11 protein-coding genes are annotated in these 13,962 nt (G+C 54.4%); 7 read left to right on the forward strand and 4 right to left on the reverse strand.

Annotation, left to right across the window (positions count from 1 at the left end; translation table 11 throughout):
- The first annotated feature begins 61 nt into the window (after nt 1-61).
- The gene (dnaE, locus tag M0D42_RS02000; protein ID WP_265019943.1) at nt 62-3,580 is read left to right on the forward strand and encodes a DNA polymerase III subunit alpha; all 3,519 of its coding nucleotides are present in this window, start codon (nt 62-64) and stop codon (nt 3,578-3,580) included.
- Nucleotides 3,581-3,582: 2 nt separating this feature from the next.
- Here the strand turns inward: dnaE and M0D42_RS02005 are convergent, their stop codons facing one another.
- Together M0D42_RS02005 and M0D42_RS02010 are read right to left on the reverse strand one after the other, a co-directional pair.
- The gene (locus tag M0D42_RS02005) at nt 3,583-3,957 is read right to left on the reverse strand and encodes a hypothetical protein (RefSeq protein ID WP_265019944.1); all 375 of its coding nucleotides are present in this window, start codon (nt 3,955-3,957) and stop codon (nt 3,583-3,585) included.
- A gap of 23 nt (nt 3,958-3,980) precedes the next feature.
- Complete coding sequence (locus M0D42_RS02010) at nt 3,981-4,175, reverse strand: SlyX family protein (protein ID WP_265019945.1); 195 nt, start codon at nt 4,173-4,175, stop codon at nt 3,981-3,983.
- A 200-nt stretch (nt 4,176-4,375) separates the two neighbouring features.
- On the opposite strand from M0D42_RS02010, the gene hisS reads away from it, so the two are divergent.
- From hisS to hisG, 3 genes are read left to right on the forward strand one after another with little or no spacing between them, the layout of a single operon-like run.
- Complete coding sequence (gene hisS, locus M0D42_RS02015; protein WP_265019946.1) at nt 4,376-5,875, forward strand: histidine--tRNA ligase; 1,500 nt, start codon at nt 4,376-4,378, stop codon at nt 5,873-5,875.
- Nucleotides 5,875-6,960 (forward strand): ATP phosphoribosyltransferase regulatory subunit, encoded by a 1,086-nt coding sequence (locus tag M0D42_RS02020; RefSeq protein ID WP_265019947.1) that lies wholly within the window; start codon nt 5,875-5,877, stop codon nt 6,958-6,960. The genes hisS and M0D42_RS02020 overlap by 1 nt, the downstream gene beginning before the upstream one ends.
- A complete protein-coding gene (gene hisG, locus M0D42_RS02025; RefSeq protein WP_265019948.1) occupies nt 6,957-7,649 on the forward strand; it encodes an ATP phosphoribosyltransferase in 693 nt (230 codons plus the stop codon). The genes M0D42_RS02020 and hisG overlap by 4 nt, the downstream gene beginning before the upstream one ends.
- 96 nt (nt 7,650-7,745) lie before the next feature.
- Here the strand turns inward: hisG and M0D42_RS02030 are convergent, their stop codons facing one another.
- Together M0D42_RS02030 and M0D42_RS02035 are read right to left on the reverse strand one after the other, a co-directional pair.
- Nucleotides 7,746-8,045, reverse strand: coding sequence for a YciI family protein (locus M0D42_RS02030; protein WP_265019949.1), 300 nt, complete (start codon nt 8,043-8,045; stop codon nt 7,746-7,748).
- Nucleotides 8,046-8,255: 210 nt separating this feature from the next.
- Nucleotides 8,256-9,998 carry a serine protease gene (locus M0D42_RS02035; RefSeq protein ID WP_265019950.1) on the reverse strand — a complete coding sequence of 581 codons (1,743 nt, stop codon included), beginning with the start codon at nt 9,996-9,998 and terminating at the stop codon, nt 8,256-8,258.
- Between the two features lie 153 nt (nt 9,999-10,151).
- On the opposite strand from M0D42_RS02035, the gene M0D42_RS02040 reads away from it, so the two are divergent.
- The 3 genes from M0D42_RS02040 to glyS are packed head-to-tail and all read left to right on the forward strand — an operon-like array spanning nt 10,152 to nt 13,879.
- On the forward strand, nt 10,152-11,084 hold the full coding sequence (locus M0D42_RS02040) for a glycine--tRNA ligase subunit alpha (protein ID WP_265019951.1): 933 nt from the start codon (nt 10,152-10,154) through the stop codon (nt 11,082-11,084).
- Complete coding sequence (locus M0D42_RS02045) at nt 11,081-11,608, forward strand: DUF6446 family protein (RefSeq protein ID WP_265019952.1); 528 nt, start codon at nt 11,081-11,083, stop codon at nt 11,606-11,608. The genes M0D42_RS02040 and M0D42_RS02045 overlap by 4 nt, the downstream gene beginning before the upstream one ends.
- Nucleotides 11,609-11,611: 3 nt before the next feature.
- Complete coding sequence (glyS, locus tag M0D42_RS02050) at nt 11,612-13,879, forward strand: glycine--tRNA ligase subunit beta (RefSeq protein WP_265019953.1); 2,268 nt, start codon at nt 11,612-11,614, stop codon at nt 13,877-13,879.
- The last annotated feature ends 83 nt before the right edge of the window (nt 13,880-13,962 follow it).

A 13,962-nucleotide genomic window follows, 5' to 3' on the forward strand; every position in this document is an offset into this window, starting at 1 on the left:
GATATCAGATTGCCCAAGATGTGTCATTCCATCATCCGGTCTGCTGGGTTAGCTTGTGGCCATGAGCAGCCAAGCACGATTCATTCATCTCCGCGTACACACCGAATATTCTCTGTTGGAAGGGGCCGTTCGGGTCAAAAAGCTTCCTGGCATCTGCGCAGATATGGATATGCCCGCCGTCGCGATCACAGACACAAACAATATGTTTGCCGCGTTGGAGTTTTCGGTAGGGGCTCAGGGCGCAGGCATCCAGCCGATTGTGGGATGTCAAGTCGATCTACAAATGCCGCATGATGATCCGACTGGTCGGACGCAAGCGCCCCCACCTGCGCCCATTGTGCTGCTGAGCCAGCGTGAAGAGGGTTACGAGAACCTGATGAAGCTCAGCTCGTGCCTCTATGTGGCGCATCCTGGACAGGTGCCGCAGGTGACGATGGAAGAGCTGCGCGCGCACTCTGAAGGGCTGATTTGTCTGACAGGTGGTCCCGACGGCCCCATGGGCCGCATGTTGCGTCAAGGTCAGCGCCCAGCTGCTGAAGTGATGATGCGCGAATTCAAAGACATTTTTGCGGACCGCCTATATGTTGAACTGCAACGTCACCCCGGCGAAGGCGGTCAGCCAGAAGCAGAACGCCTGTCCGAACGAGGGTTCGTCGAAATGGCCTATGCTATGGACATTCCGTTGGTGGCGACCAATGACGTCTATTTCCCTAAGTCTGACATGTACGAAGCCCATGACGCGCTGATTTGCGTGGCAGAGGGGGCCTATGTTGATCAAAGCGAAGGGCGACGCCGCCTAACGGCACAGCACTATCTTAAGTCGCCGCAAGAGATGATCACGCTTTTTGCTGACCTGCCGGAAGCCATTGAGAACACGGTGGAAATTGCGCAGCGCTGTGCCTTTGGCGCCTATCTGCGCGACCCAATCCTGCCGAAATTTGCGGATGATGAGGTCGCAGAACTGCGCCGAATTGCAAACGAAGGCCTGCAAGCGCGACTTGCCGTGATCCCGCATGCGGTTTCCGTGGAAGAATACCAAGAACGGCTCGATTTTGAGCTGGGCATCATCGAAGGCATGGGATTTCCCGGCTACTTCCTGATCGTTGCCGACTTTATTCAATGGGGCAAAGATCAAGGCATCCCGGTGGGGCCGGGTCGGGGGTCCGGTGCGGGCTCCTTGGTGGCTTACGCGCTGACCATCACTGACCTTGATCCGCTGCGGTATTCGTTGCTGTTTGAACGATTCTTGAACCCAGAACGGGTTTCCATGCCCGACTTTGACATCGACTTCTGCATGGACCGCCGCGAAGAGGTAATTCGCTACGTTCAGGAGAAATATGGCCGCGACCGGGTGGGGCAGATCATTACATTCGGTGCGCTTCTCTCTAAAGCAGCCGTACGCGACATTGGGCGGGTCCTGCAGATGCCTTATGGGCAGGTGGATCGCTTGTCCAAGATGATCCCGGTTGAAGGCGTCAAACCAGTTTCGATTGAAAAGGCTCTCAAAGATGAACCGCGTCTGCGGGATGAAGCGAAATCCGAACCCGTTGTTGATCGCCTACTGAATTACGGCATGCAGGTCGAAGGATTGCTGCGGAACGCCTCAACCCACGCCGCGGGTGTTGTGATTGGCGACCGGCCCCTGGATGCGCTGGTGCCGCTTTACCAAGACCCGCGTTCTGATATGCCTGCGACTCAGTTCAATATGAAATGGGTTGAACAGGCAGGTCTGGTGAAGTTCGACTTCTTGGGTCTGAAAACGCTGACGGTTGTCCAAAACGCTGTGAACTTAATCAAAGGCGAAGGGCGGGACATCCATTTCAAAGCGGATGGTACCAAGCTTTATGATCCGCCTGAAGGCGCAGTGAATGAAATCAACGCCATTCCTTTGGATGACGAACCAACCTATAAGCTCTACGCCGCCGCCAAAACCGTTGCCGTGTTCCAAGTGGAATCCACCGGCATGATGGATGCGCTGAAGCGCATGAAGCCGACCTGTATCGAGGATATCGTTGCGCTTGTGGCGCTTTATCGTCCGGGTCCGATGGAGAACATTCCGACCTATTGTGAGGTCAAAAACGGACTGCGCGAGATTGAATCCGTTCACCCATTGATCGACCATATCCTTGCGGAAACGCAAGGGATTATCGTTTATCAGGAACAGGTTATGCAGATCGCCCAGGTCATGGCAGGCTATAGCCTTGGCGGCGCGGACCTGCTGCGCCGGGCGATGGGTAAAAAGATCAAAGAGGCGATGGATGCTGAGCGTCCCAAGTTTGAAAAAGGCGCTGCGGAAAATGGCGTGCCTGCCAAAAAAGCCTCGGAAGTATTTGACCTTCTTGAGAAGTTCGCGAACTACGGCTTCAACAAATCCCACGCAGCGGCCTATGCCGTGGTGTCTTATTACACGGCCTGGCTAAAGGCGAACCACCCGGTGGAGTTCATGGGCGGTGTCATGAACTGCGATATCCATCTGACGGATAAGCTGGCGGTCTATTTCGAGGAAGTTAAAAAGGCACTGAAGCTGCCTTACATTCCGCCTTGTGTGAACCGTTCCGAAGCGACCTTTACAGTCCGCAAGGGGCATTTGGTCTACGCGCTGGGCGCTTTGAAAAATGTAGGTGTTGAGGCGATGACCTTGGTCACCGAAGGCCGCAAAGTGGATGGCGCAGAGAAGCCCTTCACCAATCTTTTTGATTTCGCGCGTCGGGTGAACCTGAAAAGGGTCGGCAAACGGCCACTTGAAATGCTGGCGCGGTCCGGGGCCTTTGATGAGCTCGATAAAAACCGCCGCAAGGTTTTCGAAAGCCTTGAAGGTTTGGTGAATTATTCAGCTGCGATTCACGAACAACGGGAAAGCAATCAGGTGTCTCTCTTTGGGGATGCCGGAGACGATTTACCCGAACCGCGGTTGAGCAAAGTGGCCGATTGGTTGCCGGCAGAAAAGCTTGACGAAGAAGCCCGCGCAATTGGCTTCTTTCTGTCAGGTCACCCGCTGGAAGACTACATGCCTGCGCTCAAGCGTAAGAAAATCCTGACTTTGGATGAGTTGACCGACAAGGCGCGGTCCGGACCGTGTGTGGCAAAATTGGCAGGGCGCGTGTCAGGGCGCCAAGAGCGGAAATCCGCGCGTGGCAATCGCTTTGCTTTTGCGCAGCTTTCGGACCCAACGGGAGCTTATGAGGTCACGATTTTCTCAGAAACGCTGGAGAAATGCCGCGAGCATCTGGAAACGGGTTCAAAGGTTGTTGTCACGGTGGAGGCCAATATGGAGGCTGATCAGTTGAAGCTGCTCGCCAAGTCCATCGGGCCAATTGATACGGTTGTCGCTGATGCCGGTTCTGCTGGATTGCGGATTTTTGTTGAGAACTCCGAGGCGGTGCCAAATGTTGCCAGCGTTCTAAACGGCGCGCGGGACGCTGTGAAAACTGGTCCAAAAGGACCTGTGATGTTCAACCTGATGGACCCGGACTTACCGGGGGAGGTTGAAATTGATGTGGGCATTGAGTTCCCAGTAAACCCGCAGATCAAAGGTGCGATTAAATCGCTGCCAGGTGTAATGGCGGTCGAGGACTTTTGATCTCAGTTTTTGGAAACGCATTTTCCAATATTCACCATTGCCGCTGCGCTGGTCTTTGGAAAATGGAACGTTAGGCGTGTTGTTTCGTCGCCAAAGATTGTCAGGAAACCGGTTGAGCCGTTCACCGGTTCGGTCAATACGGTGACTATGCCCAGCTTGCGCTCAAAGCGAAGCACTCCAACTGGGAAACTCTGGCCGGGTGTGCGGAGCAATTTTTCATCAACATCAATGCTTAGTCGGCGTTGGCTACACGGCATTGTTTCTAGGCAAACCGTATCAAAAGAACACGCCCAATTGGCCTTTAAGTCCGATGCTTCTGCTTTGAAGCCGAATATTGCAAACAATGCGATTGCCGCGAGTTTGTTGAATGTTCCCACTAGTCTGAGCCAAGTATAGAAAATCAATAATGCGGTGGCCGTTCATCCCCGATGACAACCCCGCCGCCGCCAGCGGATTCTCGGTCCGCTTCGCGCTCTAAAAGCATCTGCACGCGTCTCTGCAACAATGCGATGTCTGTGTCTTGACGCGCAACCACGTCTGACAGCTCTTCGACGGTTTTCGTTAGATGGGCGATTTGTTCTTCGAGTTTGTCCATCTCTTCGGCCTATGCCCAGTTTGGGCGCGGGTCAAGGGAGGGGCATTGCCCCCGAGTGAACTGCGTTCCTCTCCCCCAGAGTATTTTTAGAAAGGAGGAGGGGTGGCCGGATTGAATAGGTTGGGTTGCTTGCAGGGGTGGGCTGAGGTAAGTGCGGGCCACGTAAATTTACCACCCCAATTGCTAGGGACACATCAGCGATGGCAAAAGTAAAAAAAGCCCCGCGCCCTAAGGCGGTCACGCCGAAGGGATTTCGCGATTATTTCGGTTCTGAAGTCACAGAACGCACCGAAATGCTGCATCAGATTGCAGGGGTTTACCATCGCTATGGCTTTGAGGCTTTGGAAAGTGCTGCGGTTGAAACTGTCGAGGCGCTTGGGAAGTTTCTGCCTGATGTGGATCGCCCAAATGAGGGTGTGTTCGCGTGGCAGGAAGCTGATGACGACGGAAAAGGCGACTGGATGGCCCTGCGCTATGACCTGACTGCGCCATTGGCCCGCGTCTATGCACAGCACAGAAATGACCTGCCGACACCCTATCGCCGCTATGCGATGGGACCTGTGTGGCGCAATGAAAAGCCAGGGCCTGGGCGCTATCGCCAGTTTTACCAATGTGATGCGGATACCGTTGGAACAGCGAGCATGGCCGCGGATGCTGAAATCTGCGCGATGCTGTCTGATACTTTGGAAACCGTCGGCATACCGCGCGGCGACTATCTGGTGCGCGTGAACAACCGCAAGGTTCTCAACGGTGTGTTGGAAGCCATGGGGTTGGGCGATGACCAGGCCGCAAAGGACAACGTGCTGCGCACCATCGACAAATTTGACAAGGTCGGTGAAAGCGGTGTGCGTGAACTCTTGGGCAAAGGACGTCTGGATGCGTCTGGCGCCTACATTGATGGTGTCGGCCTGTCTGATGATCAAGCGGAGCCGGTACTGGCCTTTCTGACCTCGAAAGCGGATGACGTTGCCAAGACATTTGCCAACCTGCGTGAGGCTGTTGGCACCTCGCAAGTTGGCGCGGAAGGTATAGCTGAACTGGAGCAGATCGGCGATTTGCTGGCTGCGGGCGGTTACGGCGCAGATCGGATTGAGATCGATCCTTCGGTTGTCCGTGGCTTGGGCTATTACACCGGACCAGTGTTTGAAGCTGAGCTGACCTTTGAAATCTTTGATGACAAGGGACGCAAGCGTCAGTTTGGCTCTGTCTCTGGCGGTGGTCGCTATGATGACCTAGTGAAGCGTTTCACAGGCCAAGCCGTGCCAGCGACCGGTGTCTCCATTGGCGTTGATCGCCTCTTGGCTGCTCTTCGTGAGAAAGGCCGTATCGGCGGCGTCGCAGCGGGGCCGGTTGTGGTGACTGTCATGGATCGTGACCGGATGGCCGATTATCAGGCCATGGTGGCGGAGCTGCGTAATGCAGGCATCCGGGCCGAAGTCTATCTGGGCAATCCAAAGAACTTCGGTAACCAATTAAAGTATGCTGACAAACGTCAGTCGCCCATCGCGATCATCGAAGGTGGGGACGAAAAGGCGAATGGTGTCATTCAGATCAAAGACTTGATCCTGGGTGCCAAAATCGCCGAAAGCGCCACTTTGGAAGAGTGGAAAGAACGCCCAAGCCAGTTTGAAGTGCCCCGTGGTGATCTTGTTGCCAAGGTGCGGGAAATCCTCGCGAGCCAATCGGAAGGGCAGGGCTGATGCCACAAAAAGCATTGATCCGCGCCCGCGCCGCAGAGCTGCGTGCGCGCTTTGAAGAGGCTGGTGCGTCAGTTGCAGAAACGCCTGTTTTGCAACCCGCCGAAGTCCTGCTTGATCTCTATGGCGAGGACATTCGTGCGCGCGCTTACGTCACTAGCGACAGCCTGCTGGGTGAGCAAATGCTGCGCCCGGATTTCACAGTGCCAGTTGTGCAGATGCATATGGAACATGGAGCAGAGCCTGCGCGCTACACCTATTCAGGTGAAGTCTTCCGTCGTCAGGAAGACGATTCAACCCGCGCAAATGAATACACGCAGGTTGGATATGAGGTCTTTGATCGCAGCAACCCTGCGGTTGCAGATGCCGAGGTTTTTAATCTCGTTTCGCAATCTCTTGCGCATTTGGATTTGCGTGCTGCGACCGGGGATATTGGCCTTTTGGCTGCGGCTGTTCAGGGGCTTGAGACCACGGAGCGCCGGAAGGCTGCTTTGACGCGTCATATCTGGCGTCCGCGCCGTTTCCGGGCGTTGCTCGATCGCTATTCAGGCCGAACACCGGTGCCACCTTCTCGCGAAGCATTGCTTGCTCAGGACGCGCCTATGCAATCAGGTGTGCCATTTATTGGCTTGCGAACACCTGCTGAAGTTTCAGCGCGGATTGAAGCGCTGCATGAAGATGTGAACGCAATGCCAATTTCATCGGCGCAGGTAGAAATGCTGGATGCGCTCTTGGACGTCCGAGAGACCTTGCCATTCGCGCTTGAGCAACTGCGCGATATTGCAGTCGACATGCCTGCGATCACGGATGCTGTGTTTAGCCTTCGTGAACGCATAGAGGCGTTGGATGCCAAGGGTGTCGATGTGGCCAACATCGATTTCGAAGGCAGTTTCGGGCGCACCAACCTTGAATATTATGACGGCTTTGTCTTTGGCTTCTTTGCAGACAATCGTGCTGATCTTCCCGCTGTGGCGACAGGTGGGCGCTACGATGCGCTGACGCGTGTCCTTGGTGGGGGCAATGAAATCCCAGCAGTTGGGGCCATTATCCGCCCGGAAGTGGTTCTGGAACTGGAGGCAGCGGCATGACCATCAAACTCGGAGTGCCTTCAAAGGGCCGCCTTATGGAAAAGACCTTTGACTGGTTTGGTGCACGTGGAGTTTCCTTGGCGCGCACCGGATCAGATCGGGAATATGCCGGTAAGGTCGAAGGTGTCGATGGTGTTGAGCTGGTGCTATTGAGCGCCGGAGAAATCCCGCGTGAGCTGAAGGCTGGGCGCATCCATCTGGGTGTGACAGGTACTGATCTTGTTCAAGAAAAGCTGGGCCTATGGGAGCAGCAAGTCGAAACACTGGCTGAGCTTGGATTTGGTCGTGCTGATTTGATCATCGCCGTTCCGCGGTGTTGGGTGGATGTTGATTTGCTTGAGGACCTCGACGCGGCGGCAGCTGCGTTTCGAAAGGAACATGGGTTCCGCTTAAGGATTGCAACAAAGTTCCACCGCCTGGTGCGTGAGTTCCTACGCGAACACGGTGTTGCGGACTATCAGCTTGTCGATAGTCAGGGCGCGACGGAAGGCACTGTTAAAAATATGACAGCAGAAGCGGTGGCGGATATCACCTCTTCTGGTGATACATTGAGGGCGAACCATTTGAAAATCCTGTCTGATGGTTTGATTTTAAAATCCCAAGCCACATTGTTCCGGTCTCGCAATGCGAAATTGGATCAAGATCAGAAGAAGATTCTGAATGATCTGTTGGATCAGTTGAACTTCTGATTCTTGAGCTGATCTTCGCGGCTTTTATATCCAGAATGTACAGCCTCCACCGCCTCGGTGGGGGCTTTCTATTTGGAGCGCCGTTCAGTGATCAGGTTAGAGAGCGACAGAGGCATCTTCTAGAATTTTGCCCCACGTGAAGATTTCAAACGTCCGGAATTGCTCTTCAAAGAAAGGATCGGCACGGACAAGAGCTTCAACCTCTGACCGCGACTCTGCTTCGACAATCCAAAGTGCACCACAAAACTGCGCGTCTTCTTCGGGTTTCAGCCCGCCTCCAATCAGCAGCTCCGGGTGGGCCTTGGCATATGCGACATGAGCGTCTCTACGCGCTTTGTCTGCCCGAATTTTTAGCATTTCAGGTGTATCTTTGAAAATTACAGCCCAGCGAACCATCAGAAATCTCCTCTCATTGGATGAATGATTGGCAGCGGAAGATGCGGCAACATAGGGCCAGAATTCACATGGATAGACATCCACATGCAGCTTGATTGGTCTCTCACATTCGAACGGTGCTTCGTGAAAGCTGATTGCGAGGTTACTCGGATGCATAGAAAAAGCCCCCGCAGAAATCTGCGAGGGCTTTGAAACAAGGTTATTATCTGTTTACCAGCAGCTCACCAAAACAGTGACTTCACCGGCTAAAGTTGTCAGATCTTCAGGGGCGATGCTTACGGAAGCATTTCCGCCAACCGTGGTGATACCTTCCTCGTTCAACACCGAGCGGATCACATCGCCACTTGCCGCAAAACTTACATCCGGTGGGAGTTGACGACCCGTGCCGCTTGGCGCTGGAAGCAGCATGCCAACAACTGATCCGCCCGTGTCAAAGACAGGGCCACCAGCGTCTCCGGGCAGCGGGGCCAGAGCAAGGCGTGTCATCTCTTCTTCACCCTGAAGACCGGTGAGGTCAGCCAAGGTGCCGTAGGTCACTGTGGGGGCACCCAGGATACCTTCAAAAGAGTAACCGGAAACGGCCACTTCTGATTTCAGGCGAGGGGAGATTTCGCTAAAGGTCGCCACCGACATGGGCGCAAGACCACCTGCCGGACGCAGGACCGCAACACCAAGTTGCTCATTCACGCCAACCAGCTCGGCGTCATACTCACCTTCCAAAGTGATGCGCTGGCAGGAGCCAACCACTTCGGCAGTTGTGACAACTGTACCTTTGTCATTGATATAGAAGCCTGAACGAGACAGTTTTGGACGGCGAATTTCCAATCCCGACAACAGATCGAGATCCTGCAGAGCCTCTGCACCAACGGCCGGGTCCATCACGCCATCGATGCGGGTGAAGGACTTGCGCATTTCGCTGAGAACACGGCGACGACGTTCTTCATCACCAGCCGGCCAAACCAAGGTGAAGCCTTTGATTTCGCCCTTTTTCAGGCTGACTTCGGTGTGGCTAATATGAGCGGCATCTTCACCAACAAGAACAAAACTATCATCGCGACGTTCGCGTGGGCCTTCCAGCGGAACCAATTCGAGCGTTTGCATGATGTCGTACAGGCCAAACAAGGTGGATTGATCGCCTGCCTGACTGATCAGCACAACCTGCGCGTCAACATCACCGGTTGGGGCAAAGTTCACGAACGGGTATTCGGCTGACTTTTTGGCGACAATGCCTGTCGGGATCAGGATCTCGATACCCGCATCCAGACTGGTGTAGGCCTGCAGGTCCAGCCCTTCCAGTACCGCATTATATTGGTCTTTGAGCTGCGCGCGTTGCGCTGTGGTCAAAACACCGGTGGTCTCATGTCCGTTTGCGGATTGCCAAGCGGACATGGATGCGCGTGTGCCGCGGCCAAAGGCACCATCGATTGAGCTGTTGTAGAAACCTGCCCACTGAAGCCAGACCTGCAGCTCTTTCTTTTCATCTCGTGTCAGGCGCGCTTCACTGGCACGTGCTTCGCGAGGCGTCTCATCAGGAAGGGCAACTTCAAGTGTCGGAGTTGTGGACACCTCTGTCACTTCTGGCGTTGGGGTCACATCTGAAGGCGCCACGCGCACATTCAAAAGATTCGCGCCAACAGGCCAGAATTGGCTTTGAAATGTTGAAGTGAAGGTGATGTAGGCATCGCGCGGGATCAGGCCCTGGCGACGATATGCGCTGAGAACCGTTTCAGCATCATCGCGAGTGTAGGGCCCCAAGGCGATCCCATACCAGCCTCCGCCGAGTGTGAAACCGTTCACATCCTCCAACTGGTTCGCATACTTACGAATTTCAGTGTTGGCTTGGGTGAGGCTCGGCTGGGCTTCGATTTGAACCCAGACAACGTCTTCTTGGGCAAATGCCGGGCGGGACAAAATAAAAACCGCACAGAGAACAGACAAAAACAGACGCGACATCGTGACTTGGGCCCTTTGATCGTAAAAAATTTCCTATTCGCTCGCTCTTTTACCAATTCTGCGGCCACATGCACCCTTATTTTGGGGCTGCGTGCAATTGACCCGCCAAGCTGTTGCGCATAGGTACAACGCGCGTTTGAAAAGGGCAGAGCCATGACGAATACGGACAGCAAACCGCGCTCCTTCCAGGAGATCATTCTTCGCCTCCAGAATTACTGGGCGGGTAAGGGTTGCGCGATCCTGCAACCTTACGACATGGAAGTTGGGGCGGGGACATTTCACCCGGCAACGACTCTGCGTTCTTTGGGTCAAAAACCATGGGCTGCTGCCTATGTTCAGCCGTCACGTCGTCCGACCGATGGTCGTTATGGTGAGAACCCAAACCGTTTGCAGCACTACTACCAATATCAGGTGCTGATCAAACCAAGCCCGCCGGATTTGCAGGCTTTGTATCTGGGCTCTCTTGAAGCCATCGGCATCGATATGGAGATGCACGATATCCGCTTTGTCGAAGACGACTGGGAAAGCCCAACGCTTGGCGCTTGGGGTCTTGGCTGGGAAGTTTGGTGTGACGGTATGGAAGTCAGCCAGTTCACATACTTCCAGCAGGTTGGCGGTCATGACTGTCATCCGGTCTCCGGCGAACTGACCTACGGCCTGGAACGTCTGGCGATGTACGTGCTTGGTGTGGATCACGTGATGGATATGCCATTTAACGATCCACAATCTCCGATTGCGCTGACCTACGGTGATGTTTTCAAACAGACCGAAGAAGAATACGCGCGTTGGAACTTTGACGTCGCGAATACCGAAGTCTTGTTGCGCCACTTTGAAGAGGCGGAAGCGGAATGCGAAGCCATTTTGGCTCAGGAACACGTTGATCCGAAAACCGGCAAAACCATCATTATGGCTCACCCGGCCTATGACCAGTGCATCAAAGCCAGCCATATTTTCAATCTGCTCGATGCGCGTGGTGTGATCTCTGTCACTGAACGCCAGGCCTACATTGGCCGCGTCCGTGCTCTGGCGAAACAATGCGCGGATGCCTTCGTGCAAACCCGCGCCGCCACCGGAGAAGCCGCGTGACCGGGAAAATCCTTGCAGGAGTTCTTGTCTTGTCAGCTATCGCGATGGGCATCGGCCTCTGGTACACCCAGATCTACGCCTTTTACGAGCCGGTGAATGCCACTGGCTCTGACGATGTGCAGATGACTTTGCTGGCAACCGGCGAGCCAGAAGTTGTTCTTTATGAAGACTTCGAAGCCATCGACGCGGGCAGCTCCCCAATCCGCTATCGCGCATGTTTCACGACCTCCATGTCATTGCCGTTGATGACGGAAACCTATCAACCGGTTGAAAAGGCGACGCCTCTGAACGCTCCGGGTTGGTTTGACTGTTTCAACGCCGCTGAAATTGGCGGGGCCCTCAAAAGCGGTGAAGCGCTTGCCTTCATGGGCACCGAAAATATCGAATATGGGATCGACCGCATTATTGCTGTTATGCCCGACGGCCGGGGTTTCGCCTGGCACGAAATCAATGAATGCGGAAAGCTCGCCTTTGATGGCGAAGACCTGCCCGCCACCTGTCCGCCCAAACCGGAAGGCCAATAACCCATGCCTGATCTGCTGATTGAACTCTTTTCCGAAGAAATCCCTGCGCGCATGCAAGCGCGTGCGGCGGAAGATCTGAAAAAGCGCGTGACCGATGGGCTGGTGGCCGCGGGTCTGACCTATACGCATGCTTCCAGCTTCTCTACCCCGCGGCGCCTGACCCTCGCGCTTGAGGGGATGTTGGCCGAAAGCCCGACCGTACGCGAAGAACGCAAAGGCCCGAAAGTCGGCGCGCCTGAGAAAGCCATCGAAGGCTTCCTACGTGGTGCTGGCTTGACCATGGATCAGCTGGAAGAGCGTGACACCCCAAAGGGTGCAGTCTATTTCGCGAGCATTGAGAAACCGGGTCGCCCGGCGGCTGAGATTGTCGCTGAGGTTCTGGAAGATACCATCCGCAACTTCCCTTGGCCAAAATCCATGCGCTGGGGCGCGGGTCCACTGCGTTGGGTGCGTCCGCTGCATTCCATTCTCTGCATCATGACAGATGAGGCTGGTACAACAGTTGTGCCGATGGATATTGATGGCATCGCGTCTGACGACACCACCGAAGGCCACCGTTTTATGGGGGCAGGGCGCTTCGCGGTCACCGGTTTTGAAGACTATGCTGCCAAGCTGAAACGCGACCATGTGATCCTTTCAGCAGATGAGCGCGCCGAAGCGATCTGGGCGGATGCAAAGAACCTGGCCTTTGCACAGGGGCTTGAAGTTGTTGACGACAAGGGCTTGCTTGCTGAAGTCGCGGGTCTGGTTGAATGGCCAGTCACTTTGATGGGGGATATCGCAGAGGACTTCCTGAATCTGCCGCCGGAAGTTCTGCAGACTTCGATGAAAGAGCACCAGAAGTTCTTCTCGGTCAAAAACCCAAATACGGGCCGCATCGAGAAGTTCATTACGGTCGCCAACCGCGAAACTAAGGATAATGGCGCGACCATTCTGGCGGGGAACCAGAAGGTTCTCTTTGCGCGTCTATCTGATGCGAAATTCTTCTGGGAAAACGATGTTCGTACAGCGAAAGCTGGGGCATCAGAATGGATTGAGAAACTGTCCAATGTGACCTTCCACAACAAGTTGGGGTCTCAGGCGCAACGTATTGATCGTATAGCAGCACTTGCGCGTGAGATTGCGCCGATTGTAGGAGCTGATGCCGATCTGGCAGAGAAAGCCGCGCGATGGGCGAAGGCTGATCTGTCCTCTGAGATGGTCTATGAATTCCCCGAATTGCAGGGTCTGATGGGGCGCTACTATGCGGAGTTCGCAGGTCATCCTGCGGAAGTTGCTGAATCTGCGACAGAGCATTATTCGCCGCTGGGTCCGTCTGATGATGTGCCAACTGCGCCGGTTTCGGTGGCGGTAGCGCTGGCGGATAAACTGGACCTGCTGACAGGGTTCTGGGCGATTGATGAAAAACCAACAGGGTCGAAAGACCCGTTTGCTCTGCGCCGTGCGGCATTGGGTGTGATCCGTTTGGTGCTTGAGAACAATGCGCGAGCGAATCTCAGATCAATCGTTGATAAAAAGTTGCTGGGCTACAAGTTACAAGAAGCATATGACAACCTGGCTGGTGACGAACCTGAAGTCTTCACCCTGGAAAGCACTTTGAAAGAAATCGCGCACCACGGTGTTTTTGGTGCAGCCTTTGAAACCGTTGTTGAATCCATCAATAAAGATGAGAGCAAGCCGTTTTCGCCGGATATCTCTGAAGGTTCCTTCCTTTCAAAAACAAGAAGTGAGATTGAGGATCGATCTGTCGATCTCCTCTCCTTCTTCCACGACCGCCTCAAAGTCTTCCTGCGCGACCAGGGCATTCGCCACGATGTGATCGACGCCTGCATCGAGATGGACGGCAATGATGACATCGCGCTCTTGGTCAATCGCGCCAAAGCGCTGCAAGCCTTCCTCTCAACAGATGATGGAGAGAACCTGCTTCAAGGGTTCAAACGCGCCAACAACATTCTTTCTCAAGCGGAAGAAAAAGACGGCGTCGAATATTCATTTGGTGCTGACATCAAATACGCTGAGGATGACAGCGAAAAAGCTCTCTTTGCAGCGCTTGAGAAGTTTGAAGAACCAATTGCTGAAGCCATCCGTGGAGAGGATTTTGCCGCAGCAATGGCTGGCCTTGCTGGTCTGCGCGCGCCGATAGATGCTTTCTTTGAGGCGGTGCAGGTCAACAGCGACAACGAGGTTGTGCGCCGCAATCGCCTGAATCTCTTGGCGCAGATACGTAAACTCTGCGCGTCGGTTGCTGATCTTACTAAGGTTGAAGGCTGACACCGACTTTTCGATTTTCTTTTTGGTTTAAATATCTAGCAGACCGGATTTTCCTTGAAAATCCGGTCTCTGTCGTTGCGACA

Source organism: Cognatishimia activa, assembly GCF_026016445.1.
Lineage (GTDB): Bacteria > Pseudomonadota > Alphaproteobacteria > Rhodobacterales > Rhodobacteraceae > Cognatishimia > Cognatishimia activa_B.